The sequence below is a fragment of the Rhodococcus mengyinensis genome (assembly GCF_048381435.1).
Lineage (GTDB): Bacteria > Actinomycetota > Actinomycetes > Mycobacteriales > Mycobacteriaceae > Rhodococcus_F > Rhodococcus_F opacus_D.
The window spans coordinates 44,146-67,802 of record NZ_JBLWIT010000115.1 but is presented as its reverse complement, the minus strand read 5'-3'; the positions used below and the strand labels follow the sequence as shown (position 1 = coordinate 67,802).

Sequence of the window (23,657 nt, the reverse complement as noted above, 5' to 3'; positions counted from 1 at the left end):
CTGACGACACGCCCGGTTGCCCACCGCTGCTGTCCTCGTGTCGCGACAAATCTGTCACTATCGGATGTCGCGAATGCGGTTCGCGTCGGATCCGGACGCTAGGCTCCTTGACGGACAGCGCCTTCGGGTCTGGACCCGGACATGTCGATCGAATACCGAGGAGTGCGAGCAAACAGTGCCATGCCAGCGGAGGGCAGCCCGTGAGTGCTGAGACAGTGGGCTCCCAGTCGGCGCCGAGAGTGGAAACCGAGGCCGCGCAGATCGTGGGCACCGAGGCCTACCTCGCACAGACGGAACCGGCCAGACCCGCAGGATCCCTGCGTGCCTGGCAGCGTCGTGCGCTGACGAAGTATCTGTCCACCGGACCGCAGGACTTCCTCGCGGTCGCGACGCCGGGCGCCGGTAAGACCACGTTCGCGCTGCGGGTCGCGTCGGAGTTGCTGCGCGATCGCACCGTCGATCAGGTGACCGTGGTCGCGCCGACCGAGCACCTCAAGCACCAGTGGGCCGAGTCCGCCGCGCGCAACGGCATCGCGCTGGACTCGTACTTCTCGAACTCGACCGGGCAGACGTCCAGCGACTACCAGGGTGTCGTGGTGACGTACGCGCAGGTCGCCTCGCACCCGTTCAAGCACCGGGTCCGTACCGAGAGCCGCCGCACGCTGGTCATCCTCGACGAGATCCACCACGGTGGTGACGCGAAGAGCTGGGGTGACGCCATTCGGGAGGCGTTCGGTGACGCCACCCGCCGCCTCGCCCTGACCGGTACGCCGTTCCGCAGCGACGACAGTGCGATCCCGTTCGTGACGTACGAGCCCGATCGCGAGGGTCTGATGCGCTCGAAGGCGGATCACTCCTACGGGTACTCGGACGCCCTCGCCGACGGCGTCGTCCGGCCCGTCGTGTTTCTCGCGTACTCCGGCGAGGCACGCTGGAGGAACAACGCGGGCGAGGAGTTCTCCGCGCGACTCGGTGAGCCGCTCAGCGCGGAACAGACGGCCCGGGCGTGGCGAACGGCCCTGGATCCGTCGGGCGACTGGATTCCCGCGGTCCTGCACGCCGCGGACACCCGGCTCGGCCAGCTGCGCACGGGCGGCATGCCCGACGCCGGCGGTCTTGTGATCGCCACCGACCAGACCGTGGCCCGCGCGTACGCGCAGACCCTGAAGGCGGTCACCGGGGAAGACCCGGTCGTGGTGCTCTCCGACGACCCGACGGCGTCCAAGCGGATCGCCGAGTTCGGGGCGAGCACCCAGAAGTGGATGGTCGCCGTCCGCATGGTGTCGGAAGGCGTCGACGTTCCCCGCCTGGCCGTCGGTGTGTACGCCACCAGTGCGTCCACCCCGCTCTATTTCGCGCAGGCGATCGGGCGTTTCGTGCGGTCCCGCCGCAAGGGCGAGACCGCGAGCGTGTTCCTCCCGTCGGTTCCGGTGCTGCTCGATCTGGCCAGCCAGCTCGAGGCGCAGCGCGACCACGTGCTCGGCAAGCCGCACCGGGAGAAGGACGGCTTCGATGACGATCTTCTCGCCGACGCGAACAAGCAGAAGGATGAGCTCGGCGAGGAGGAGAAGGCGTTCACCTCGCTCGGCGCGGACGCTGAGCTCGATCAGGTGATCTACGACGGTTCGTCCTTCGGGACGGCCACGTTCTCGGGTTCGGACGAGGAGGCCGACTACCTGGGTCTGCCCGGGCTGCTCGACGCCGATCAGATGCGCGCGCTGCTGCGTCAGCGTCAGTCGGAGCAGCTGGACAAGGCCGAGCCGGCGGCCGCGCCCGTGCACACGCCCGTGCCCCAGGTCGCGGACCGGGTGGCTGCCGCCGGACAGCTCGCGCAGCTGCGCCGGGAACTGAACAGTCTCGTCGCGATGCACCACCACAGGACGGGCAAGCCGCACGGGACCATCCACGGCGAACTGCGCCGCGTCTGCGGGGGACCGCCCACGGCGATCGCCACCGTCGAGCAGCTCACCGAGCGGATCTCCACCCTGCGGCAGTGGTGACCGCCGTCACCCGGTGACGGGAACGTGAAGAGACCGGCGAGTGCATCGCACTCGCCGGTCTCTGTGCTGAAGAGGTGAGCCTGGGACGGGTCACCCGGGCTGACGTATCAGATTGCAGCTTCGGCTTCGGACACGATCGTGGCGTTCATCTCGCGAAGGCGGTCTGCGTGCTCGTTGGCGTGGTGACCGCAGAAGAGCAACTCTCCTCCGGTCGGAAGAACCGCGCGAACGCGGGCTCCCGCACCGCACCGGTCGCACCGGTCGGCTGCGGTCAACGGGGGGCTGGTCAGTGTTCCGGGCATGACTCCTCCGTACTGGCTTCGACTGATGCCGAGTGCCTGGGGCCTTGGTCCGCCGCGTCGGGGGTGGCGCGGTGGATCTACTCTGTCAGACGTTTGGGGTTTACGCGTTGTTCCCGTCGGCGTTTCTCAGTGTTGCATCACACACGAAACCGGCCGGAAACGCGCCGTCAGGGACGTGACGAGCGCAGATGTGAACAGACCGCGCGGTCCGAGTTCGCTGACAGCTGATTCGTTCCGGGGCGTGACGCTAGTCTCACCGTGTGAAATCAGAAGACCAGCTGGTCCACATCTGCAGTCGCGAGGAATGGCGCACCGCGGAACGCGAAGGCAGTCGCGTGCCCGCGACGTTCGCCGCGGACGGTTTCGTGCACCTCTCGACGCCGGCTCAGGTGCATCTGCCCGCCAACAGGTTGTTCGCCGGGCGTACGGACCTCGTCCTGCTGAGGCTCGACCCCGCCGCGCTTGATGCGCCGGTGAAGTGGGAGCCGGGCGTGCCGGCCGATCCGGCGTCGATGCTGTTCCCACACCTGTACGGGACGCTGCCCGTCACGGCGGTTACCGCGGTCGAGGATTACCGCCCCGACGCCGACGGAACGTTCCCGGCCCGGCACTGACGCGAGCCTTGCGCGGTTGGTCACACCGATCGGTCTACCGTGGAGGCATGAACGTTGAAGTGACGCCACTACCGGGTATCGGGGTGCGTAAGGACTTCGAACTCGCCGCCGGTCGCCGCATCGGTGTCATCACCCATCGCGACGGTCGCACCGATCTGATCGTCTCGAAGGCCGACGATCCCGATGCGTGCGCTGCGTCGGTGCCGCTCACCACCGAGGAGGCGGCAGTCCTCAGCAACCTGCTAGGGGCGCCGCAACTGGTGGCGCAGCTGGAGGAGGAGCACCGGGACCTGCCCGGAATCCGCACCAAGCAGCTGTACATCAAGGAGGACTCCCGGTTCGACGGCCGCCCGCTCGGCGACACGGCGATGCGCACCCGCACCGGGGTCTCGATCGTCGCGGTCATGCGGGCCGGTCAGGTCTACCCGTCACCGAAGCCCGACTTCCTGCTCACCTCGGGCGACCTCCTGGTCGCTGTCGGAACCACAGACGGACTGGACGCGTCGGCCAAGCTCCTGGCCAACGGCTGACATTCCCGTGAACACCACCACGCTCGCGCTCATCGAACTGGGCGCGGTGTTCTTCGCGCTCGGATTGCTGGGCCGCCTGGCAGCTCAGTTCGGCATGTCACCGATCCCGTTCTATCTCCTCGGCGGACTCTGCTTCGGCAGCGGCGGATTCGTCAACCTCGGCGACATCAGCGAGTTCAGTCACTTGGCGGCCGAGATCGGGGTGGTCCTCCTCCTGCTGCTGCTGGGGCTGGAATACACCGCGTCGGAACTCGTCACCGGGCTGCGACGGTCGTGGATGGCCGGGGTCGTGGACGCCGTTCTCAATGCCGCGCCCGGAGCGGTCGTCGCACTGATGCTGGGGTGGGGACCCACCGGCGCGGTTGTGATGGCCGGCGTCACCTACATCTCGTCGTCGGGCATCATCGCGAAGGTGCTGAGCGACCTGGGTCGGCTCGGCAACCGTGAAACGCCGGTCGTGCTCTCGATTCTCGTGTTCGAGGACCTCGCGATGGCCGTGTATCTGCCCATCCTGACGGCGCTGCTCGCCGGCGTCAGTTTCGCCGGTGGACTCGAGGCGGTGGGCATCTCCCTCGTCGTCATCTCGGTCGTCCTCGTGATCGCACTGCGGTACGGCCGCTACGTGTCCGCCCTGCTGGACAGCCCGGACAGCGAGACGCTGCTCCTGAAACTGCTCGGCGCCGCGCTCCTCGTCGCGGGGATCAGTTCGGCGATGCAGGTGTCGGCCGCCGTGGGGGCGTTCCTGCTGGGGATCGCGATCTCCGGTACGACCGCCCACAACGCGAGCCGCGTCCTCGAACCGCTCCGCGATCTGTTCGCCGCGATGTTCTTCGTGGTGTTCGGACTCAACACCGACCCCCGGGCGATTCCACCGGTTCTCGGCTGGGCCGTCCTGCTCGCCGTGGTCACCGCGCTGACGAAGATGGTCACCGGCGCCTGGGCGGCGAAACAGCAGGGCGTCGGGCGGCTGGGCCGGGCCCGGGCGGGGGTCGCGCTGATCGCGCGCGGCGAGTTTTCCATCGTCATCGCAGGCCTGGCATTGTCGGCCGGAGCGGTGGAGAGCGAACTCGTGGCACTCGCCACCGCGTACGTGCTCCTGATGGCCGTCATCGGCCCGGTGGCGGCACGGGTGGTCGAACCGGTGGCAGGGGCCTGGATCCGGGTCCGCACCAGCGCGTAGCGAGACACGGACGACGATGCCCCCGGACTCGCTCGGAGTCCGGGGGCATCGAGGTGTGTTCGTCAGTCCAGGTAGTCGCGCAGCACCTGCGACCGGGACGGGTGGCGCAGCTTCGACATGGTCTTGGACTCGATCTGACGGATGCGCTCACGCGTGACCCCGTAGACCTGCCCGATCTCGTCGAGGGTGCGGGGCTGACCGTCGGTCAGGCCGAAGCGCAGGCGCACGACGCCCGCTTCACGCTCGGAGAGCGTCTCGAGCACCGACTGCAGCTGATCCTGCAGCAGGGTGAACGACACGGCGTCGACGGCGACGACGGCCTCGGAGTCCTCGATGAAGTCGCCGAGCTGGCTGTCGCCCTCGTCGCCGATCGTCTGGTCGAGGGAGATGGGCTCACGAGCGTACTGCTGGATCTCCAGCACCTTCTCGGGCGTGATGTCCATTTCCTTGGCGAGCTCTTCGGGAGTGGGCTCACGGCCCAGGTCCTGCAGGAGTTCACGCTGGATGCGGCCGAGCTTGTTGATGACCTCGACCATGTGCACCGGGATGCGGATGGTGCGGGCCTGGTCGGCCATCGCGCGGGTGATGGCCTGACGGATCCACCACGTGGCGTAGGTCGAGAACTTGTAGCCCTTGGTGTAGTCGAACTTCTCGACGGCACGGATGAGGCCCAGGTTGCCTTCCTGGATCAGGTCGAGGAAGGCCATGCCGCGGCCGGTGTAGCGCTTGGCGAGCGAGACGACGAGGCGGAGGTTCGCCTCGAGGAGGTGGTTCTTGGCGCGGTTTCCGTCGCGGCAGATCCAGCTCATGTCCCGGCGCTGGGCGGCGGGGAGCTTCTCGCCGGAATCGGACAGTTCCTGCATGATCTGGGTCGCGTAGAGCCCGGCCTCGATCCGCTTGGCGAGCTCGACCTCCTCTTCGGCGTTGAGGAGGGCGACCTTGCCGATCTGCTTGAGGTAGGCACGGACCGAGTCGGCGGACGCGGTCAGTTCGGCGTCCTTGCGGGCCTGGCGGAGCGCTTCGGACTCCTCCTCGTCCCACACGAAGTCGCCGGAGGCCTTGTCCTTCTCGGACGGCTCCTCGGTCTCCTCGTCCTCGCCGACTGCGACGACCTCGACGACATCGGACTCGACCTCGGCGAGATCGCCCTCGGTGATGTCGATGTCCTCCATGTCGGCGGAGTCTTCGTCGAGGTCTTCGCCGTCCGCACCCTTACCGGCCGTGGCCTTCTTGCCGCCCGCCTTCTTGGCCGCCGCCTTCTTGGCGGGGGCCTTCTTCGCTGCTGCCTTCTTGGCGGGAGCCTTCTTGGCCGCCGGCTTCTTCGCGGGAGCTTCCTCGGCTGCCGGAGCGGTGCCGGTGGCTGCCGCTCCGACTGGTGCTTCCGGTCCTGACTCCGAAGTCGAATCAGCAGTCTGACGTGTATCGGTGGCTGCCACGTACGCCCTTTCGTGACGGTGTCGTGCGGCGTCACGCCAGAGTGGTCATCCGGCGGAGAGGTCTACTGGTTTCGCCGGCGCGCAGCCGGGCTCTTCCATTGTAACGACCCATCCGAATTAGTTACGGAGCGATGCCCGTTTCCACTGCGAGCGCAGCACCGACGATGCCCGCCGTATTCAGCAGCGCAGCAGGTACGACGGGTGTCCTGTTGGTCAGATGCGGGATCCACTTCTCGTTCTTCCGGCTGATTCCGCCGCCGGCGATGAACAGATCCGGCCACAGGAGGTTCTCGAACCGGGTGAGGACGCGGCTCACTTCGCCGGCCCATTCCTTGTACGACAGGTCCTTCTTCTCCTTGACCGAGGACGCCGCCCGGTGCTCGGCTTCCTTGCCGTCCACCTCCATGTGCCCGAACTCGGTGTTGGGAAGCAGGACGCCGTCGTGGAGGATCGCCGAGCCGATGCCGGTGCCGAACGTGAGGAGGATGACGACCCCCTTCGCGTCCTTGCCTGCGCCGAGCGCGTCCTCCCCGATCCCCGCCGCATCCGCGTCGTTGAGGACGGTAACGAGCCGGCCGCCGAGTGCCTCGGAGAACAGCGCGCGGGCGTCCGTCCCGATCCACTTCTTGTCGATGTTGGCGGCGGATCGCGCCACACCGCCGGTGACGACGCTCGGCAGGGTGATACCGACCGGTCCGTCCCATTCTGCCTGGCGGATGATCTCGGCGACGGTCTCCGCGACCGCCTCCGGAGTGGACGGCTGGGGAGTGAGGAGTTTGATGCGGTCCCCGACCAGCTGGCCCGTCTCGAGATCCACGACGCCACCCTTGACGCCACTGCCTCCGACGTCGACACCGAACCCCGTTTTGGTCATGGCGTGTGCTCCTTCGTGTCGACGACGACGTGTTCTCCGGCGCTCTTCTGCTGCTCGTCACACTAGTGTGTCGACGCGTGTTCGGTGGGCGATGACACCAGCCGTGCGAACCGTCAGCGGTGGTGTGAGGCAGCGAAAGTGTGTTCCGATGGGTGGGTGCATGCACCCCAGAGTTCAGAGTCCGCGCCAGGCCATGTCGGCACCGACCCCAGGCGACTGCTCGAGGTCGCCGTGGCGGTGGCCGAGGAAGCCGCCGCCCACGTCCGGGCGCGACGGCCCGAGGTCTTCGGAATCGTCGGGAAGCGAGCGGGATCCGGAGATTCCGTCGCCTCGAAGAGCACCCCGACCGACCCGGTCACGGTGGTCGACACCGAGAGCGAGCAGGTCATCCGCGACCGGCTCGCGGAGCTTCGCCCCGACGACGCGATCCTCGGCGAAGAAGGTGGGGGAGAGGAGGATTCCGTCGCCGAGGTGCGGTGGATCGTGGATCCGATCGACGGCACCGTGAACTTTCTGTACGGCGTCCCCGCGTACGCGGTCTCCGTGGCGGCCCAGATCGACGGGGTGTCCGTCGCCGGGGCCGTGGTCGACGTGGCGGCCCGATCGACCTACGCGGCGGCACGCGGCGGCGGGGCCACCCTCACCGACGCGGACGGGCGGGTGAGCGACCTCCGGTGCAACCCGGTCACCGACGTGTCGATGGCGTTGCTCGCCACCGGATTCGGGTACGGCGCAGCGCGGCGCAAGGCGCAGGGCGCCCTCATCGCGGACATCCTGCCGAGGGTGCGGGACATCCGCCGGATCGGCTCGGCGGCCCTCGATCTGTGTATGGTCGCGGCCGGCCGGGTCGACGCGCATTTCGAACACGGGCTGAGCCCGTGGGACTGGGCCGCGGGGTCGCTGATCGCGACCGAGGCGGGGGCCCGCGTGCGAATCCCTTCCCCGCAGACGTCGAGTGCGGACGGCGACGTGGTGGTGGCCGCGGCCCCCGGCATCGCCGACGCGCTGGACGCGCTGTTCGCCGAGATCGGGGTGGACGCCCCGATCCCGGAACGGTGACCGCCGGTCAGCAGCGGGCGGTGCGCGCCGCCTTCAGCAGGTCGATGTCGAGGGGGGCGGGCTGGCTTCCGGGCGGCGGATCCTTCAGGGACCGCAGGACCTCTTCGGCGTCGGTGTTCGGCGAGATCTTGCGGAAGTAGGTGCCGAGCGCGAGGTCGACCGTGTCGTCGGTGCGGGTGTCCTGGATGAGTTCGGCGCACGGGGCCACCAGCCAGAGCGCGCTGGCGGCGGCGGCACCGTTGGGACCGAACCGCAGCTGGCCCTGGCACTGCATGTTCTGGTCGACGTAGACCGGGTCGTTGCCCGCCTGGACGTCGGGTGCGCTCGCGAACCCGTAGTCGCTGAGCTGTGCGGCCACCTGCGCCGCCTGGCCGTGCTCGCCGTTGGCGTTGAACACACGCACCTTCGTGGCGGACAGCGCGGCAGGCTCCACGTCCCGCAGGGTCGAACCGTCGACCTTTTCGCCCAGCGCCTGCTGCGGCGGGGCGGCGGGGTCGACGGGTTGCGCGGCCGGCTGCGGAGGGTTGCAGTCGACCGTGGTGGCCAGATCCTCGTCGTCGCCGAGGACGCCGGCCCACACGACGGCCCCGAGCAGGGCGAGGACCGCGAACACCACGAGGATCGGCAGCGCCCGCCGCCGCCGGAACGGACGACCCTTGTCGTCGAGCGGGCTGCCTTCGGTGATCAGTGAAACCACAGTGTGCCTCGACCTCTCCTACGAACTGCGCTTCGTACGTTGCACCCGTACAGCGCACCGATACAGGGCCCGGCCACACGTCGTGGCGCAGGTTCGGCACCTACCTTAGATCCCGGGCACGTCATAACCCCGAACCCGTCCCCGTTGTGGAATGTCACAGCTTGCTGTGGTGTTGGTGACGATTAGCAGACAATTTGCGCGAACGGTCGATTCGGTTACGACTTTTGTACTTCCTTCGGCTACTGTCTGGCGGCCCCAGTCGTTCAAAGCGTGCAGGACGAGGGTCGGCAGAAGATGACAAATGAGGCGTAGATCATATTTCCGGAGCCTGGTTCCGGGCACGAACCCATCCGCTGCAGCGTTGTGCAGCCGCAGGGTGTGATCTGCGCCGAGGCGGTTTTCGTGTGGACGGTCGACCAGCAATCGGTTCGACGTACCGCACGGGCCGGGATACACCGAAGAGGATGAGGGGAAGGCGACATGGCAACTGACTACGACGCACCGCGGCGAACAGAGTCCGACGAGGTTTCGGAGGATTCGCTGGAGGAACTGAAGGCGCGACGCAACGAGGCTCAGTCGGCTGTTGTCGACGTGGACGAGTCCGACACCGCGGAATCGTTCGAACTGCCCGGCGCGGATCTGTCCGGTGAAGAGCTCTCGGTGCGGGTCGTGCCGAAGCAGGCCGACGAGTTCACGTGTTCGAGCTGTTTCCTGGTGCACCACCGCAGCCGACTCGCCAGCGACGCGGGCGGAGTACTGGTGTGCAGGGACTGCGCAGCCTGAGCGGCGGCGAGTACGAGAGGCGGACGGTGGGAGGCCCACCGTCCGATCAGTCTCCGTCGGTATGCGGGCGGGCACGGTTGACGGCGGCCAGCAATTCGGCCGGCCGTCGTGTGCTGATCAACCAGTAGGGGGTCGGGTCCTCGGGGTCGTCGAGCACGATCAGTGCCATCGGCTTGACCCACACCCGGTGTTGCACGAAGGCGGCGGGGTCGAGCTGACGACCGAGCGCCGCACTCTTCGCCGAACCGGGTACCTCGGCGACCCGCGAGATGACATCCAGCGGCAGGTGCGCCTGTCCGACCCGCAGGTGGACACCGTCCGGTTCCTCGACGACCTCGACGCGGAGACGGCTGAGCCAGACGAGTCCCCACACGGGCAGGGGCAGTAGAAGGACGTACGGCAGCCACGCGCGCAGGCCCGGCGCACCCATGTGCACCTCCGCGGCGAGCAGACCGGCGACGAACAAGCCCACTGCCCACCACCAGACGGGCACCCACAGGCGCTCGGAGTACAGCACGGGCGAGGTGTTATCGGTGGGCGCGACTTCGGGCCGGGACGTTTGTGACACCCGACCAGGATAGTCGGTGTCTGAGAGTAGGCTCGGTGCACGTGAGCGACCTATCTCCCGGCCTTTCTTCCGCCGCGACCCCCGCCCTTCCGCCCGTCGCCCTTCAGCGGCTGGACCCCGACATTCCGGTACCGCAGCGTGCGCACGACGGCGACGCCGGTGTCGACCTGTGCAGCACCGTCGACGTGACCATCGAGCCGGGGCGCCGTGTCCTCGTCGGAACCGGCATCGCGATCGCGCTGCCCCTGGGCACGGTCGGGCTGATCCACCCCCGATCCGGGCTGGCCGCGAAGTCGGGTCTGTCGGTGGTCAACACCCCCGGCACCATCGATGCCGGGTACCGCGGCGAGATCAAGGTGTGCCTGATCAATCACGACCTCGAGACCCCGATCGAGATCCGCCGGGGCGACCGGATCGCCCAACTGCTCGTCCAGCGGGTCGAACTGGTGTCGTTCGTCGAGGTCCCGTCGCTCGACGGCACCACCCGCGGCAGTGACGGACACGGGTCGAGCGGAGGCCACGCGAGCCTCGTCGGCAATGCCAGTGAAGGAGCCTGATCATGTTCGGACGTCGTAAGAAGAAGGAAGCCGAGGACGACCGGCCCGGTTTCTTCGAGGACGCCGAGGCCGGCGACGCCGACGCGGATTACGAGGAGGCGGACTACGAGGACGACTACGACGCCGTGACCGAGGTGGACGGCGGTCCGTACGACGCCGACGACCTCGAGTCGGGCGCCGACCTCACCGTCGGTGAGGTGGGAACCCGCCTCGACCTCGGTTCGGTCCTCGTCCCGATGCCGCAGGGCGCCCAGTTGCAGGTCGAGATGGCGCCCGACGGTTCGCCGCAGGCCGTGCATCTCGTCACCCAGCAGGGGCGCATCACCGTGGCGGCGTATGCCGCCCCGAAGTCGCCGGGCCAGTGGCGGGAAGTCGCGGGCGACCTCGCCGAATCGCTGCGCAACGACAACGCGACGGTGAGCGTCGAGAGCGGGCCGTGGGGACGCGAGGTCTTCGCCGTCACCCCGAACGCCGACCTGCGCTTCATCGGCGTCGACGGCTACCGGTGGATGGTGCGCTGCGTGGTCGCGGGACCGAGCGGTGGCAACACGGCCGACTCGGAGCTCGTCGCGACCGCCAGGGCGATCCTGCGCGACACGGTCGTGAAGCGGGGCAACGAACCGAACCCGGTGCGGACACCGCTGCCGGTGGTCCTGCCCGAAGCCCTCGCGCAGCAGCTGGCTGCCGCTCACCAGCAGCAGCTGGCGCAGCAGCAGGGTGCTGCTCCGCAGCAGCCCGCGCCGCAGCAGCCGGCTCCGGCGGGTCCGCAGGGCGAGCCGCAGGCGCCCCCCGCGGAGGCCCCGGCGCAGCCGCAGCAGCGTCGCGGCGAATCGGGTTCGGCGATGCAGCAACTCGGTCGCTGAATCCCGGTCCCGGAGATGTGGCGCTCAGGTCGTGTGCAGGACCGAATCGAGCGCATCGAGGCTGGCGTAGCCGAGAATCGCCGGGTCGGCGCCGATCTCGTCCAGCGTCACCGTGACGAGACCCGCGTGCGGTAGTCGTTCGGACCACTCCCGGGCGACCTCGAGGGGATGCACGGCGTCGTCGGTGCCGGCGGCGATCCCCACCGGCACCGTGATGCGCTCGAGGTCGCCCGCGCTGGGGGCGTGGTACTCAGACGCCTCGTCCAGTGCGGCGGGAAGGTGCGGCCACTGCGATCGCCACGATTTCGCCAGTTCCCGGCCCAGCCACGGCGGGCTGGACGCGATCATCTCGGCGGTGACCTGTTCGAGGCCGTCGGCCCGCAGCCGGGCCGCGGTGTACCGGGCGCTGGCGGCGGCGGGAGCGTCCGCGGCGGTCCCGGTCCACGCGGGCAGCGCCGCGAGGACGCCGGCGACGTGATCCGGGTGTGATCCTGCCCACTGCAGCGCCACGGCGGCCCCGATGGACACCCCTCCGACGAGGATGCGTCCGTGCTGCGCGGCCGCGGCGTCGAGCGCGTCGACGTAGCTTCCGACGACTCGCCGGGGATCGGGTTCGACTGCGGCCGTGCGCACTCCACGGCAGGTCAGAGGCTCGGTGAAGGCGCGGGCCACGAAGTCCGCGTCGGATCCCGTACCCGGGAGCACAACGGCCACGCACGGCCGACTATCAGAGGGCATGTGATGATCCTGCCTCGTCCGTCACAGCGCTCCTCCGGTGGTGTGGTTGCCGGGAACCAATGGGTCTACAGTGGCGAATACACAGCCCTACGAGCGGCGCGAAGATCTCGCGTCGCACATGCTCCAGGAGCGCGCAATGGCACCCGCCACGGCAGGATATTTTCGTCGGCTGACTCGCAGGCTCACCGAGGACCTCGAGCAGCTGGACGCCGAGGAAATGGCCGAGACGTCTCAGGCGTCCGGCGCACAACGTGCCTGCGACTGCAGCCGCGGCGAAGAGGTCACCATGCTGGGGCGACTCCGTAGTGTCGAAGCCTGTCCGAAGTCCGGGAACGCCAGCATCGAAGCCGAGTTCTTCGACGGCACGGAACAGATCAAGCTGGTATGGATCGGCCGGCGGAGGATTCCGGGCATCGAGCCGGGCAAGACCCTGCTGGTTCGCGGACGTGTCGGCGAACGCGACGGCCAGAAGGTGATCTTCAACCCGTATTACGAGTTGCGCGGCGAATCGTAGCGGCCCTCTCGTGTGGCACTCTCGTTGAGTGACCGAAACGAAGCAGCAATCCATACTCGAACAGCTCGGTGGGCTCAGCGGGCTGGTCTATTCGACCCTGCCCATCCTGGTTTTCGTTCCGGTCAACGGTGTGTGGGGCCTGGGTCCGGCTATCTGGGCGGCCCTCGGCGTCGCCGTCGCCATTCTCGTCTGGCGCCTCGTCCGCCGCAGCCCCATCCAGCCCGCGGTGTCCGGGTTCGTCGGCGTCGGCATCTCCGCGTTCATCGCGTACCGCACGGGCGATGCCAAGGGATACTTTCTCTTCGGGATCTACACGAGCCTCGCCTACGGGGCGGTGTTCCTGATCTCGATTCTGGTGCGCTGGCCGATCGTCGGCCTGATCTGGGGATTCCTCAACGGCCACGGCAACCTCTGGCGGCGCCATCGCGGTGCGGTACGTGCCTATGACGTGGCCACCGCAGCCTGGGCGCTGGTGTTCGCGGCCCGGTATCTCGTGCAGTCGCAACTCTACGATTCGGACCAGACGGGCTGGCTCGCGTTCGCGCGCATCGCGATGGGCTGGCCGTTGGCGGGATTGGCTCTCCTGGTGACGATCTGGGCTGTGCGCCGGGCAGACCGGATCGTCGAACCGGCACCGTCGGACGACGCCGGCGAACCGACGGACGACACGGAAGCGGGCGGCCCCCGCGACGAGCCCGGCCGCACCTGAGTGCATCCCCACGCCGAGGACCGCGTCGGCCCTGACCGGTTGTGCCGGAGACGAAGTCGCCGACCCGATCAGGCCACGAGGTCCTGGTACTCGGGATGCTTCGACACGAACCTCACGACGTACGGGCACACCGGGCGCACCCGCAGCCCACGGCGGCGGAGATCGTCCAGGGCCGCACCCACGAGCGTCCGGGCGAGTCCGAGTCCCTCGTACTGCGGATAGATCTCGGTGTGAACGAAAACGTGTACGTCCCCGTCGACTTCGTACTGCTCGATTCCCGCGAGTTCATCGTCGGCGTGGATCTCGTACCGGCTCTGCTGCGGGCTGTCGGTGACGACGATGCTCTCGGGTGTTGCGGTGGTACCCATCGGATCCTCCCGGGTGTCGATCGGTCCCCGCCGGGTCAGGAGAGCCCGACGGCCGCTCGCAGGTCGTCCTCGACGTCCACGGACGCGACGAACAGCAGTTCGTCACCGCCCTCGAGCGGATCGTCCTGCTGCGGCACGATGACCCGTCCGCCGCGGAGAATGGTGACCAGCGCGGCATCGCGGGGCAATTGCAGCTTGCGGACGGGCTTCCCGGCGAGCGGGGTGTTGTCGGGCAGCGTGACCTCGACGAGGTTGGCCTGCCCCTTGCGAAATGTCATCAGCCGCACGAGATCGCCGACCGACACCGCCTCCTCCACCAGCGAGGCGAGCATCCGGGGGGTGGAGACGGCGACGTCGACTCCCCAGGACTCGTCGAACAACCACTCGTTGCGGGGATCGTTGACGCGGGCGACCACACGACTGACCCCGAACTCGGTCTTCGCGAGGAGGCTGAGGACCAGGTTGGCCTTGTCGTCACCGGTGGCCGCGATCACCACCTCGTAGGTTTCGAGGGATGCGGCCTCGAGGCTGCTCAGTTCGCACGCGTCGGCGTGGACCCAGGTCGCTTCGGGCACCGACTCCTGTTCGACGTGCTCGAGCTTGCGTTCGATCAGCATGACGGCGTGTTCGCTGCGGACCAGTTCGCGCGCGATCGAGCGTCCGACTGCGCCGGCTCCTGCGATTGCGACTCTCATCGATTGCTTCCGTTCGGGTGGTCGATCGTGAACATTCTCACTGCCGTCTCAGTTGTCCGAAGGCGGGGGATTGCCCGCGAGCGCGACGGCCTCGGCCACCGTTCCCGACACGGCCGCGATGTACACCTGGTCGTCGGCCTGGAAGACCGTCTTGCGGTCGGGAAGGACGCCGGTGCCGAAGCGGATGATGAACGCGACACGCGAATTCGTCGCCGCCTCGAGTTCGGCGACCGGCCTGCCGATCCAATCCTCGTGCAGGGACAACTCGGTGACCGCGACGGTTCCGGACGGATCGCGCCACTTGGCGGTCTGGCTGTCGCGGGTGAGGGTGTGCAGGAAGCGGTCCGTGGACCACGGGACGGTGGCGACAGTGGGGATCCCGAGCCGCTCGTACACGGCGGCACGCTTGGCGTCGTAGATCCGGGCGACGACGCGCTCCACGCCGAACGTCTCCCGGGCCACGCGTGCGGAAATGATGTTGGAGTTGTCTCCGGACGACACTGCGGCGAATGCCTCTGCGCGCTCGATACCGGACTTGACCAGCACGTCACGGTCGAATCCCATGCCGACGACGGTGCGTCCGGGGAAGTCGGGTTCGAGACGTAGGAATGCGGCAGGGTCGCGATCGATGACCGCGACCTCATGGCCGATCCGGGTCAGCGAGCCAGCGAGGGATGAGCCGACCCGGCCGCATCCCATGATGACCACATACACCTTGTACTCCGTTCATGGGCTCTTACGTCACGTCTCGAGTACGTGCGTACCGAATCGAACCGTACAGTGCCCAGGCGGAAGAGCAACCGAGACAGAGATCGCAATCCGGACACATTGGTGGGTGAGGGTCCAGGTTTTCTGCGGACGGCTTACGCTTTGGCAGTGTCAAAGCTCTCGACCGCCACAAAGCGGCTACTGCTAGGCAGACCCTTCCGGAGCGACAAGCTCGGGCACACGCTGCTTCCCAAGAGGATCGCCCTCCCGGTCTTCGCCTCCGATGCGATGTCGTCGGTGGCCTACGCCCCCGAGGAAATCTTCCTCGTACTATCGGTGGCGGGCATCTCCGCCTACGCCTACACCCCCTGGATCGGACTTGCCGTCGCCGCAGTGATGGCGGTGGTGGTCGCCAGTTACCGGCAGAACGTGCACGCCTACCCGTCGGGCGGCGGCGACTACGAGGTCGCGACCGTCAATCTCGGTCCCAACGCGGGTCTGACCGTGGGCAGCGCCCTACTGGTGGACTACGTCCTCACGGTCGCGGTCTCCATCTCGTCGGCCGCGTCCAACATCGGTTCGGCGGTGCCGTTCGTGGCCCAGCACAAGGTGCTGTTCGCGGTCGCGGCCATCGTGCTGCTGACTGCCATCAACCTGCGTGGCATCCGTGAATCCGGTGCAGCCTTCGCGATCCCGACATACGCGTTCATCGCCGGCATGGCCCTGATGCTGCTGTGGGGGTTCTTCCAGATCTTCGTCCTCGGCGACGACCTGCGCGCCGAATCGTCCGGATTCGAACTCGAAGCCGAGGACTCCCACCTGTACGGGATCGCGTTCGCGTTCCTGATCGCGCGGGCCTTCTCCTCCGGCTGTGCGGCACTGACCGGTGTCGAGGCGATCAGCAACGGTGTTCCCGCCTTCCAGAAGCCCAAGTCCCGCAACGCGGCCACCACGCTGCTGCTGCTGGGATCGATTGCCATCGTGCTGCTGATGGGCATCATCATCCTGGCCCAGAAGATCGGGATCGTGTACGCGCACAGCCCGGCCGAGCAGCTGATCGGCGCCCCCGCCGGATATCACCAGAAGACTCTGATCGCGCAGATCGCGGAGACGGTGTTCGGCGGTTTCCCCATCGGCTTCTATTTCATCGCGATCGTGACGGCTCTGATCCTCGTGCTGGCCGCCAATACTGCCTTCAACGGGTTCCCCGTGCTCGGCTCGATCCTCGCGCAGGATCGCTACCTGCCCCGTCAGCTGCACACCCGCGGCGACCGCCTGGCGTTCAGCAACGGCATCCTGTTCCTGTCCGGGGCGGCGATCGCGTTCGTCGTCCTGTTCGGCGCCGAGGTGACCAAGCTGATCCAGCTGTACATCGTCGGCGTGTTCGTCTCGTTCGTGCTGAGCCAGACGGGCATGATCCGGCACTGGACCCGGCACCTGAAGACCGAGAACGACCCGGCTCAGCGCCGGCGGATGCACCGCTCCCGGGTGATCAACTCCATCGGCCTCGCCATGACCGGCGCCGTCCTGATCATCGTGCTCATCACGAAGTTCGCGGCAGGCGCCTGGATCGCGATCGTGGCCATGGTCGCCATCTTCGTCGTGATGAAGATGATCCGGAAGCACTACGACAGCGTCGCGCGGGAGCTCGAGGAACAGGAATGGGACGGGGTGCTGCCCAGCCGGACTCACTCCATCGTCCTCGTCTCCAAGCTGCACATGCCGACGATGCGGGCGCTCGCCTATGCCCGGGCCACACGGCCGGACACACTCGAGGCGATCACGGTGAACGTCGACGAACCCGACACCCGGGCGCTCGTGCGCCAGTGGGAGAAGACCGACATTGCGGTGCCGCTCAAGGTGATCGAGTCGCCGTACCGCGAAATCACCAAACCCGTGCTCGACTACGTGCGGCGCGTCCGGAAGGATTCGCCGCGGGACGTCGTCACCGTGTTCATCCCCGAGTACGTGGTGGGGCACTGGTGGGAGCAGATCCTGCACAACCAGAGTGCGCTGCGGCTCAAGAGCCGCCTGCTGTTCCAGCCGGGTGTGATGGTCACCAGCGTTCCGTGGCAACTGAACTCGTCCGAGAAGGCGAAGACACTGAACATCGAATACACGGCCGGGGCGTCACGCCGCGGCTACGAACCCGACGACAAGTGACGGGCGAGAAGCGTTGAGTGAGAACTGGTCGGACCGCCGCTTCGAACTGCGGCTGGGAAATCCCGGGCACGGCGGTTTCGTCGTCGCCCGCCATGAGGGCCGCGTGGTCTTCGTGCGGCACGGACTGCCCGGCGAGCGGGTGATTGCCCTCGTCACCGAGGATCGCGGCGGGTCCTACTGCCGGGCCGACGCGATCGAGATCCTCGACGCGTCCCCGGAGCGGGTCACCCCGGTGTGCCCGGTGTCGGGTCCGGGCGGCGCGGGGTGTTGCGACTTCTCGCACGCGAGCCTGCACGTGCAGCGGGACATGAAGGCGCAGGTCGTGGCCGAGCAGTTGGCGCGGCTCGCACGTGTGCAGCGGGACGTGGACGTCGAGGAACTGCCCGGCACCGGAGACGGCACCGGCTGGCGCACGCGGGTACGGCTCGCCGTCGACCCGGACGGCCTCCCCGGCTATCACCGGCACCGCAGTTCCGGGATCGTCACGGACCTGGCGTGCCCGCAGATCGAGTCGGCCGCCTACGACGGTGTGAGCGAACACGATTGGACGCCCGGCAGCGAGGTGCAGATCGTCCTCGACGGCGCGGGGGAGCGGCACGTGGTCGAGATCGCTCCGCCGAAGGTGTCGCGGACCGGCCGCACGAGTCCCGGGCGCCGCGGTGCCATGGCTCGCCGCGCCGCCAGCGGTGCGCCACGCGCCGAGCGGGTGGTCGTCGGATCGGGTCGCCCGGTGGAGCGGGTGCGCGACCGGGAATGGGCGCTGGCCGCCACCGGGTTCTGGCAGGCGCATCGCGGGGCCGCGGAAACGTATTCGGCAGTGGTCGCCGAATGGGCCGGGATGTCCGCGGGCGAGACCGCATGGGACCTGTACGGGGGAGTGGGTGTGTTCGCCGCCGCCCTCGCCGGCGATGCCGGGCCGTCCGGACACGTGGATTCCGTCGAGTCCTCACGCCAGGCCGTGTCGGACGGGAAGGCCGCGCTCTCCGACCTCCCGCAGGTGCGGTTCCACTCCGACCGGGTAGAGCGCGCCGTCTCCGGGCTCGCCTCCCCGCCGCAGGTCGTGGTGCTCGATCCGCCGCGTGCGGGTGCCGGGCGTGACGTGATCGACGCGGTCGCCGCCGCGGGCGCCGAGCGGGTCGTGCACGTGGGATGCGACCCGGCGTCGTTCGCCCGCGACATCGGTCTGTACCTCGCGCAGGGATATCATGTCGACGAGCTGCGCGCGTTCGATGCGTTCCCTCTCACCCACCACGTGGAGTGCATCGCGTTGCTGACGCGCTGACAGCGGCGCATCGTTACCGAACGCAACAAAACGTTATAGTCGGCCCGCAAGTAGTGGGTGTGTGGGACGGGGACTGGATGTCGGTACAGGCAGATACTGCGCAAGCGCTCGTCGATGCGGTGTTCGCACTCGGGCGGTCGTTGCGGGCGGTCGTCTCCGCGAGCGGCGAGACCCCGATCCCGCCCGCGTTGACGAGCGTGCTCTTCGTGCTCGCCGCCCGGGGGGAGTGCCGCCAGAACGAACTGGCCGCCGACCTGTGCGTCAGTCAGTCCTCGCTGAGCAGGCAGATTTCCGAACTGGTCGACGCGGGATACGTGTCGCGCGCCGCCGACCCCCACGACAAGCGTGCCTCCCGCATTCGGGTGTCGCCGAACGGGATGGACATTCTGCGCGAGACCACCGAGCGCCGGGCCGAACGGCTGCGCGGCATGCTCGAAGGCTGGTCCCAGGAACAAGCACTCGCGGCGGTGACGTCGCTGACTCAGCTCAACGACACGTTCGCCGCGTCGGTCCAGCAGCGGGGCCCGCGGGTCTAGACCAGACGCCACCGCACCCGGACGTCGACGCGCGTCGGCTTCTCGCCGCGTTCGACGGCGATCGGGGAGTCGGCCGCCGCGAACGCCTTCGCGACCGGCCGCGGCGGCACGTCCCCGGTGTCGACTTCCGAGATGTCGAGCACCTCGCCCAGTGCACGACGTGACAGCGAGGCATACTGCTCCGCCTTGGCGAGGGCATCGGCCCAGGCCCGGTCCCGAGCGGACGCCGTCAGCGCGGCAGGGTCGGAGAAGTCGAATTCGAGTCCGCCGAGCCGGATGTCGTCGCCACCCGCGCCGACGCAAGCGGCCACCACCTGCGCCGACGACGACGCGGACGCCCCGGCCTCGCGGACGGTGATCTGCAGCGTCGTCGCGGCGGTGTAGCCGGTCACCTCGCTGCCCCGGCCCTCGGTCCACGTGGTCTCGGAGTGCACGGAAAGGCCGGTGGTCGCGAGGTCGGGCCCCGAGACGCCGTACCCGCGCAGGGTGTCCGTGACCGCCGTGGTGGACCGGGCGACGGCCTCGAACGCATCGGCCACCGCGGGACGTGTCGCGGTCACGGTGACGGTGGCGCGCACGAGATCCGGAATCGCCGACACGATTCCGGATCCGCGTACCGTCACCGATCTCTCGGCGTGATCGGTCGCCACCGTCAGGACTTACGGTTGTACAGGCGCATCGTCAGGGGTCCGAAGATCACCACGAACCCGGCGCACCACCCGAACACGATGGCGAGATCCGCCATCTCCACCGTCCCGGCCATCAACCCGCGAATGGACGTCACCAGCTTGCTGATCGGGTTGACGCCGACGAACGCCTGCAGCCAGCCCGGCATCGTTGCGGGGTCGACGAAGATGTTGCTGGCAAATGTCAGCGGGAACAGGATGAACATCGACACCCCCATGACCGCCTGCTCGGTACGCATGAGCATCGCGAACATCGTCCAGATCCAGGACAGGCTGAACGAGAACAGCAGCAGCAGGCCGATCGACGCCACCACACCGACGAGCCCGCCGTCCGGGCGGAACCCCAGGACGAGCCCCAGGAGCAGGACGATGATCGAGGCGATCGTGTAGCGGACGACGTCACCGAGCAACGCGCCCACGAGTGGAGACGGACGCCAGATCGGGAGCGACCGGAACCGGTCGAACACCCCCTTCTCGATGTCCTTGTTGAGCGTCAGGCCGGTGTACATGGTGATCATGACGACCGTCTGCACCAGGATGCCCGGCAGCAGGAACTGGACGTAGGCGCTGGTCGAACCGGCCAGCGCACCCCCGAAGAGGTATGTAAACATCAACGTGAACATGATTGGGAACATCGTCACGTCGAACAGTTGCTCGGGGACGTGCTTGATCTTGAGCAGAGCCCGCCAGCCGAACGAGAGCGAGGTGGACCACGCGGTGGGTCTCGCGGGCCTCGGGCCGGGCATCTTCAGGACGTCGGCGACCGCGGTGGCGGTGTCGGTGGTCCGGTCGGTGGTGGAGGTCATGACGCATGCTCCTCGGTGGGTCGGCCGGTGAGGGAGAGGAAGACTTCGTCGAGGCTCGGTTGCCCCAACGCGAATGTGCTGACGGCGATTCCGGCGTCGTCGAGGGCGGGCAGCGCCCGCGCGACCCGGGCCGGGTCGTCGATACGGGCGGTCAGGGCGGCCGGGTCGGCTTCTTCGACGATCGGCACCTCGAGCACGTCCCGCAGCAGCGCCGCCGCGGCGGGACGGGTGGCGATGTCGGTGACCCGCACGTGCAGGGCCCCGGATCCGACGGAGGCCTTCAGTTCGCCGGTGGTGCCCTCCGCGATGACCTTGCCGTGGTCGATGACGGCCACCCGGTCGGCGAGTTGATCGGCCTCGTCGAGGTACTGCGTGGTCAGCAGCACCGTCGTTCCGCCGGCCACCAGCGCGCGGACGATCTCCCACACCTGATTGCGGCTGCGCGGGTCGAGACCGGTGGTGGGCTCGTCGAGAAAGATCATCTCGGGAGTGACGATGATGCTGGCCGCGATGTCGAGCCTGCGGCGCATACCACCGGAGTAGTTCTTCACCTGCCGGTTGCCCGCCTCGTCGAGCCCGAACGCGGTCAGCAACTGTTCGGACCGGGTGCGGGCCGCCGCGCGGGAGTACCCGTACAACCGGCCGAGCAGCAGCAGGTTCTCGCTGCCCGTCAGATCCTCGTCGAGCGAGGCGAACTGTCCGGTGAGGGAGACCTTGCTGCGCACGGCGTCCGGCTCGCTCGCGACGTCGTGGCCCAGCACGGTGGCCGTTCCACCGTCGAGGGGCAGGAGCGTGGCCAGCATCCGGATCGCGGTGGTCTTGCCCGCGCCGTTCGGTCCGAGGACGCCGTACACGCCGCCGAGGGGGACGGCCAGATCCAGGCCGTCGACAGCGTGGGTGGATCCGAACGTCTTGACGAGTCCCGTCGTCTCGATGGCCAGCTTTGTCGCTGTGAGCATTGCACCCTGCTTTCGATTCGAGCGTCGTCGATTCCGAGCCCCCAGCCTGTCCGATTTTTCCGGTTCGGGCAATCGGATTTTCCCGTGGGCGATCCTCGATCAGGGCCGAAGCAACGACCGCAGTATCACGTCGAGTTGCTCGTAGGCGCCGGCAGCCAGTCGTTCGAGGAGGGCGAGTTTGAGTCCGGGCTCCGTCGCGGCCATGTCGGCATACCGATCCGCGGGGAGAACGGCGACGGTGACCTCGGAGTCGGCGCACACGTCATTGAGAAAGCGTAGGTCCAGCAGCATCGTCATCTCGCCGAAGGTCATGCCCGTCGACAGGGTCATGATCCGGTACACGGCGCCCCCGGAATCGGTGACCCTCATGCTGACCCGGCCCGAGAGGATCAGGAACAGCCCGCACGCCCGGTCGCCTCGCTGGATGATCTGCTCGTCGCGAGCGAACGTGCGGATGTCGAGGTCGCGGGTGAGTCGCCGCAACTGTTCCGGTCGCAGCCCGGTCAGCACCGGATGGTGCGCGACGTCGATGGTCGCCGGCTGGCGAAGGGCGGCGCAGTGCCGATCGAGGAGGGTGTCCTCGGACCACTGCAATGCGGCTTCGAGGTCGGCGAACACCCGGCCGCCCGCACCGGTGAGATCCGAATGCGTGTAGCCGAGCAGGGCCGCGGGATCGACGAGGGCGACCGCGCAGCCGCGACGGGTGAGTTCGTCGCGCAGACTCTCGAGCATGCGGCGCGCGATGCTGCCGACGTCGTCCACCCGCCGCACGTCGACCACCACGACCTCGAGCTCGTTCTCGACCCCGCCGATCTCGCGCACCGCGGACTCCGCGCCGGCGAAGAGCAGGTCCCCGTGCAACTCGTAGATCCGGCTGCGCTTGCCGACGTCGTCGAGGGCGGCCCGCTCGGCGGGAGTGCGCCGCATCCGCGACGGACTGTCGACGACGGAGTACGTGGCACGGATCGCCGACCGGGCGGCGCGGGTGACGTGCAGGAAGTGCAGCTCCAGGTCGTTCGACAGGGCCCGGCACGCCTCCACCCCGCGCACGCTGTTCCCGTGCGCGTCGAGGCGCGGCGAGTAGACGGCGATGCCGATCTGGCCCGGCAGGACCGCGACGATGCCGCCGCCGACGCCGCTCTTGGCAGGCAACCCCACCTCGTACACCCACTTGCCTGCGGCGTCGTACATGCCGCACGTCGACATCACGCTCAGGACGCGCTCGACGAGGGCCGGTTCGAGAACGGTGTCCCGGGTGACGGGGTTGACGCCGTTGTTCGCCATCGTCGCGGCCATCAGGCTCAGGTCCCGGCACGTCACGTCGATGGAGCACTGGCGGAAGTAGAGATCGACCGCCTCGTCGGGGTCGCCGGTGATGATGTCGAACGAGCGCAGCATGTGGCCGATCGCCCGGTTGCGGTGCCCGGTCCGTGACTCGGACTCGTACACCGACCGGTTGAACGTCAGGTCCCGTCCGGCGTACCGGGAGTACGCGGCCCGGATCCGTTCGAACCTCGAGTCCAGGTCCGGGCCGGCCACCAGCGACGCGGCGGTGATCGCCCCGGCGTTGATCATCGGATTGCGTGGTCGCTCCGTCCGCGGGTCGAGGCTGATCTCGTTGAACGGTTCCCCGGACGGTTCGACGTCGATCTTCTCGGCGACCGCGTCGGACCCGCGGTCGGCCAGCGCCAGGGCGTACGTGAACGGTTTCGAGATGGACTGGATGGTGAAGGGCAGGCGGGTGTCGCCGACCTCGTACACGTAGCCGTCCACTGTGGCGATGCAGATTCCGAACGAGTCGGGGGCGACGGCGGCGAGTTCGGGAATGTAGTCGGCGAGCTCGCCGCTGCGGTTCTCCCGGGTCGCGGCGAAGACTTTCCCGATCAGCGCGTCCACGACGGTGCTCATGAGTCGACCCTAGAGGCTGTTCACGACGCTGTCGGGTGTTCCGCGGGGCCCGTCCGGCGGCACAATTGTGTGAAGCCGGTCACGGTCGTGGCCGGGATGCCCGAGGACGAGCCCGCGATACC

Annotated in this window: 26 protein-coding genes; 13 read left to right on the top strand and 13 right to left on the bottom strand. The window is 68.3% G+C overall.

Annotated elements, in window-relative coordinates; all coding sequences use genetic code 11:
* Positions 1 to 239 precede the first annotated feature (239 nt).
* Positions 240 to 2,000, top strand: coding sequence for a DEAD/DEAH box helicase (locus ACNJ7E_RS24965; protein ID WP_280783356.1), 1,761 nt, complete (start codon positions 240 to 242; stop codon positions 1,998 to 2,000).
* 107 nt (positions 2,001 to 2,107) lie between these two features.
* Here the strand turns inward: ACNJ7E_RS24965 and ACNJ7E_RS24960 are convergent, their stop codons facing one another.
* Entirely contained in the window at positions 2,108 to 2,302 is a 195-nt protein-coding gene (locus ACNJ7E_RS24960; protein WP_005240831.1) for a DUF7455 domain-containing protein, read from the bottom strand.
* Between the two features lie 260 nt (positions 2,303 to 2,562).
* Between ACNJ7E_RS24960 and ACNJ7E_RS24955 the strand changes: the two genes are divergently transcribed.
* Genes ACNJ7E_RS24955 through ACNJ7E_RS24945 form a run of 3 tightly spaced genes read left to right on the top strand, consistent with a single transcriptional unit; the run spans position 2,563 to position 4,626 of the window.
* Complete coding sequence (locus ACNJ7E_RS24955) at positions 2,563 to 2,916, top strand: DUF952 domain-containing protein (RefSeq protein ID WP_418341202.1); 354 nt, start codon at positions 2,563 to 2,565, stop codon at positions 2,914 to 2,916.
* Positions 2,917 to 2,963: 47 nt separating this feature from the next.
* Positions 2,964 to 3,446 carry a cation:proton antiporter regulatory subunit gene (locus ACNJ7E_RS24950; RefSeq protein WP_005240833.1) on the top strand — a complete coding sequence of 161 codons (483 nt, stop codon included), beginning with the start codon at positions 2,964 to 2,966 and terminating at the stop codon, positions 3,444 to 3,446.
* 7 nt (positions 3,447 to 3,453) lie between these two features.
* Positions 3,454 to 4,626, top strand: coding sequence for a cation:proton antiporter (locus ACNJ7E_RS24945; RefSeq protein WP_005261095.1), 1,173 nt, complete (start codon positions 3,454 to 3,456; stop codon positions 4,624 to 4,626).
* 62 nt (positions 4,627 to 4,688) lie between these two features.
* On the opposite strand, the gene ACNJ7E_RS24940 is transcribed toward ACNJ7E_RS24945, so the two are convergent.
* Together ACNJ7E_RS24940 and ppgK are read right to left on the bottom strand one after the other, a co-directional pair.
* The gene (locus ACNJ7E_RS24940; protein WP_105414588.1) at positions 4,689 to 6,062 is read right to left on the bottom strand and encodes an RNA polymerase sigma factor; all 1,374 of its coding nucleotides are present in this window, start codon (positions 6,060 to 6,062) and stop codon (positions 4,689 to 4,691) included.
* A 121-nt stretch (positions 6,063 to 6,183) separates the two neighbouring features.
* The gene (gene ppgK / locus ACNJ7E_RS24935) at positions 6,184 to 6,936 is read right to left on the bottom strand and encodes a polyphosphate--glucose phosphotransferase (protein WP_283331910.1); all 753 of its coding nucleotides are present in this window, start codon (positions 6,934 to 6,936) and stop codon (positions 6,184 to 6,186) included.
* Between the two features lie 156 nt (positions 6,937 to 7,092).
* On the opposite strand from ppgK, the gene ACNJ7E_RS24930 reads away from it, so the two are divergent.
* Positions 7,093 to 7,995, top strand: coding sequence for an inositol monophosphatase family protein (locus ACNJ7E_RS24930; protein ID WP_283331909.1), 903 nt, complete (start codon positions 7,093 to 7,095; stop codon positions 7,993 to 7,995).
* A gap of 7 nt (positions 7,996 to 8,002) precedes the next feature.
* On the opposite strand, the gene cei is transcribed toward ACNJ7E_RS24930, so the two are convergent.
* The gene (gene cei, locus ACNJ7E_RS24925) at positions 8,003 to 8,692 is read right to left on the bottom strand and encodes an envelope integrity protein Cei (RefSeq protein ID WP_105414591.1); all 690 of its coding nucleotides are present in this window, start codon (positions 8,690 to 8,692) and stop codon (positions 8,003 to 8,005) included.
* A gap of 480 nt (positions 8,693 to 9,172) precedes the next feature.
* On the opposite strand from cei, the gene ACNJ7E_RS24920 reads away from it, so the two are divergent.
* Positions 9,173 to 9,475, top strand: a complete 303-nt coding sequence (locus tag ACNJ7E_RS24920; RefSeq protein ID WP_005240850.1) for a DUF4193 domain-containing protein — start codon at positions 9,173 to 9,175, stop codon at positions 9,473 to 9,475.
* Positions 9,476 to 9,521: 46 nt separating this feature from the next.
* Here ACNJ7E_RS24920 and ACNJ7E_RS24915 read toward each other — a convergent pair whose 3' ends face one another.
* Positions 9,522 to 9,992: a DUF3093 domain-containing protein gene (locus tag ACNJ7E_RS24915; protein WP_280783357.1), complete on the bottom strand. Its 471-nt coding sequence runs from the start codon at positions 9,990 to 9,992 to the stop codon at positions 9,522 to 9,524.
* Positions 9,993 to 10,078: 86 nt separating this feature from the next.
* Between ACNJ7E_RS24915 and dut the strand changes: the two genes are divergently transcribed.
* The gene (gene dut, locus ACNJ7E_RS24910) at positions 10,079 to 10,600 is read left to right on the top strand and encodes a dUTP diphosphatase (RefSeq protein ID WP_418341201.1); all 522 of its coding nucleotides are present in this window, start codon (positions 10,079 to 10,081) and stop codon (positions 10,598 to 10,600) included.
* A 2-nt stretch (positions 10,601 to 10,602) separates the two neighbouring features.
* Positions 10,603 to 11,463, top strand: a complete 861-nt coding sequence (locus ACNJ7E_RS24905; RefSeq protein WP_280783314.1) for a DUF3710 domain-containing protein — start codon at positions 10,603 to 10,605, stop codon at positions 11,461 to 11,463.
* 24 nt (positions 11,464 to 11,487) lie between these two features.
* Here the strand turns inward: ACNJ7E_RS24905 and ACNJ7E_RS24900 are convergent, their stop codons facing one another.
* Positions 11,488 to 12,201 (bottom strand): alpha/beta fold hydrolase, encoded by a 714-nt coding sequence (locus ACNJ7E_RS24900; RefSeq protein WP_418341200.1) that lies wholly within the window; start codon positions 12,199 to 12,201, stop codon positions 11,488 to 11,490.
* 136 nt (positions 12,202 to 12,337) lie between these two features.
* Here ACNJ7E_RS24900 and ACNJ7E_RS24895 point away from each other — a divergent pair, with 136 nt between their 5' ends.
* Positions 12,338 to 12,715: an OB-fold nucleic acid binding domain-containing protein gene (locus ACNJ7E_RS24895; protein WP_005240856.1), complete on the top strand. Its 378-nt coding sequence runs from the start codon at positions 12,338 to 12,340 to the stop codon at positions 12,713 to 12,715.
* A gap of 28 nt (positions 12,716 to 12,743) precedes the next feature.
* Positions 12,744 to 13,424 carry a DUF3159 domain-containing protein gene (locus ACNJ7E_RS24890; RefSeq protein ID WP_105414596.1) on the top strand — a complete coding sequence of 227 codons (681 nt, stop codon included), beginning with the start codon at positions 12,744 to 12,746 and terminating at the stop codon, positions 13,422 to 13,424.
* Positions 13,425 to 13,492: 68 nt separating this feature from the next.
* On the opposite strand, the gene ACNJ7E_RS24885 is transcribed toward ACNJ7E_RS24890, so the two are convergent.
* The 3 genes from ACNJ7E_RS24885 to ACNJ7E_RS24875 are packed head-to-tail and all read right to left on the bottom strand — an operon-like array spanning position 13,493 to position 15,201.
* Positions 13,493 to 13,792, bottom strand: a complete 300-nt coding sequence (locus tag ACNJ7E_RS24885) for a GNAT family N-acetyltransferase (protein WP_105414639.1) — start codon at positions 13,790 to 13,792, stop codon at positions 13,493 to 13,495.
* 35 nt (positions 13,793 to 13,827) lie between these two features.
* Positions 13,828 to 14,487 (bottom strand): potassium channel family protein, encoded by a 660-nt coding sequence (locus tag ACNJ7E_RS24880; protein WP_280783316.1) that lies wholly within the window; start codon positions 14,485 to 14,487, stop codon positions 13,828 to 13,830.
* Positions 14,488 to 14,535: 48 nt separating this feature from the next.
* Positions 14,536 to 15,201: a potassium channel family protein gene (locus ACNJ7E_RS24875; protein ID WP_005240869.1), complete on the bottom strand. Its 666-nt coding sequence runs from the start codon at positions 15,199 to 15,201 to the stop codon at positions 14,536 to 14,538.
* A 162-nt stretch (positions 15,202 to 15,363) separates the two neighbouring features.
* On the opposite strand from ACNJ7E_RS24875, the gene ACNJ7E_RS24870 reads away from it, so the two are divergent.
* From ACNJ7E_RS24870 to ACNJ7E_RS24860, 3 genes are all read left to right on the top strand, one after another.
* Positions 15,364 to 17,358 carry an APC family permease gene (locus tag ACNJ7E_RS24870; protein WP_025432406.1) on the top strand — a complete coding sequence of 665 codons (1,995 nt, stop codon included), beginning with the start codon at positions 15,364 to 15,366 and terminating at the stop codon, positions 17,356 to 17,358.
* Between the two features lie 13 nt (positions 17,359 to 17,371).
* Entirely contained in the window at positions 17,372 to 18,640 is a 1,269-nt protein-coding gene (locus tag ACNJ7E_RS24865; RefSeq protein ID WP_418341199.1) for a class I SAM-dependent RNA methyltransferase, read from the top strand.
* A gap of 77 nt (positions 18,641 to 18,717) precedes the next feature.
* Positions 18,718 to 19,176, top strand: a complete 459-nt coding sequence (locus tag ACNJ7E_RS24860) for a MarR family winged helix-turn-helix transcriptional regulator (protein ID WP_005240874.1) — start codon at positions 18,718 to 18,720, stop codon at positions 19,174 to 19,176.
* Here ACNJ7E_RS24860 and ACNJ7E_RS24855 read toward each other — a convergent pair.
* The 4 genes from ACNJ7E_RS24855 to glsA form a co-directional block, all read right to left on the bottom strand.
* Positions 19,173 to 19,832: an SIMPL domain-containing protein gene (locus ACNJ7E_RS24855; RefSeq protein WP_317567526.1), complete on the bottom strand. Its 660-nt coding sequence runs from the start codon at positions 19,830 to 19,832 to the stop codon at positions 19,173 to 19,175. The genes ACNJ7E_RS24860 and ACNJ7E_RS24855 overlap by 4 nt on opposite strands.
* Positions 19,829 to 20,668: an ABC transporter permease gene (locus tag ACNJ7E_RS24850; RefSeq protein ID WP_280783319.1), complete on the bottom strand. Its 840-nt coding sequence runs from the start codon at positions 20,666 to 20,668 to the stop codon at positions 19,829 to 19,831. Before ACNJ7E_RS24850 ends, ACNJ7E_RS24855 begins: the two co-directional genes overlap by 4 nt.
* Positions 20,665 to 21,627 (bottom strand): ATP-binding cassette domain-containing protein, encoded by a 963-nt coding sequence (locus tag ACNJ7E_RS24845; RefSeq protein WP_283331901.1) that lies wholly within the window; start codon positions 21,625 to 21,627, stop codon positions 20,665 to 20,667. Before ACNJ7E_RS24845 ends, ACNJ7E_RS24850 begins: the two co-directional genes overlap by 4 nt.
* 99 nt (positions 21,628 to 21,726) lie before the next feature.
* Positions 21,727 to 23,535 (bottom strand): glutaminase A, encoded by a 1,809-nt coding sequence (gene glsA / locus ACNJ7E_RS24840; protein ID WP_280783321.1) that lies wholly within the window; start codon positions 23,533 to 23,535, stop codon positions 21,727 to 21,729.
* Positions 23,536 to 23,657 lie beyond the last annotated feature (122 nt).

Coding starts and splice junctions, on each gene's coding strand:
- ACNJ7E_RS24905 (WP_280783314.1), top strand. CDS start 10,603: ATGTTCGGACGTCGTAAGAAGAAGGAAGCCGAGGACGACCGGCCCGGT.
- ACNJ7E_RS24950 (WP_005240833.1), top strand. CDS start 2,964: ATGAACGTTGAAGTGACGCCACTACCGGGTATCGGGGTGCGTAAGGAC.
- ppgK (WP_283331910.1), bottom strand. CDS start 6,936: ATGACCAAAACGGGGTTCGGTGTCGACGTCGGAGGCAGTGGCGTCAAG.
- ACNJ7E_RS24920 (WP_005240850.1), top strand. CDS start 9,173: ATGGCAACTGACTACGACGCACCGCGGCGAACAGAGTCCGACGAGGTT.
- ACNJ7E_RS24885 (WP_105414639.1), bottom strand. CDS start 13,792: ATGGGTACCACCGCAACACCCGAGAGCATCGTCGTCACCGACAGCCCG.
- ACNJ7E_RS24860 (WP_005240874.1), top strand. CDS start 18,718: ATGTCGGTACAGGCAGATACTGCGCAAGCGCTCGTCGATGCGGTGTTC.
- ACNJ7E_RS24850 (WP_280783319.1), bottom strand. CDS start 20,668: ATGACCTCCACCACCGACCGGACCACCGACACCGCCACCGCGGTCGCC.
- ACNJ7E_RS24880 (WP_280783316.1), bottom strand. CDS start 14,487: ATGAGAGTCGCAATCGCAGGAGCCGGCGCAGTCGGACGCTCGATCGCG.
- ACNJ7E_RS24845 (WP_283331901.1), bottom strand. CDS start 21,627: ATGCTCACAGCGACAAAGCTGGCCATCGAGACGACGGGACTCGTCAAG.
- glsA (WP_280783321.1), bottom strand. CDS start 23,535: ATGAGCACCGTCGTGGACGCGCTGATCGGGAAAGTCTTCGCCGCGACC.
- ACNJ7E_RS24900 (WP_418341200.1), bottom strand. CDS start 12,201: ATGCCCTCTGATAGTCGGCCGTGCGTGGCCGTTGTGCTCCCGGGTACG.
- ACNJ7E_RS24960 (WP_005240831.1), bottom strand. CDS start 2,302: ATGCCCGGAACACTGACCAGCCCCCCGTTGACCGCAGCCGACCGGTGC.
- ACNJ7E_RS24895 (WP_005240856.1), top strand. CDS start 12,338: ATGGCACCCGCCACGGCAGGATATTTTCGTCGGCTGACTCGCAGGCTC.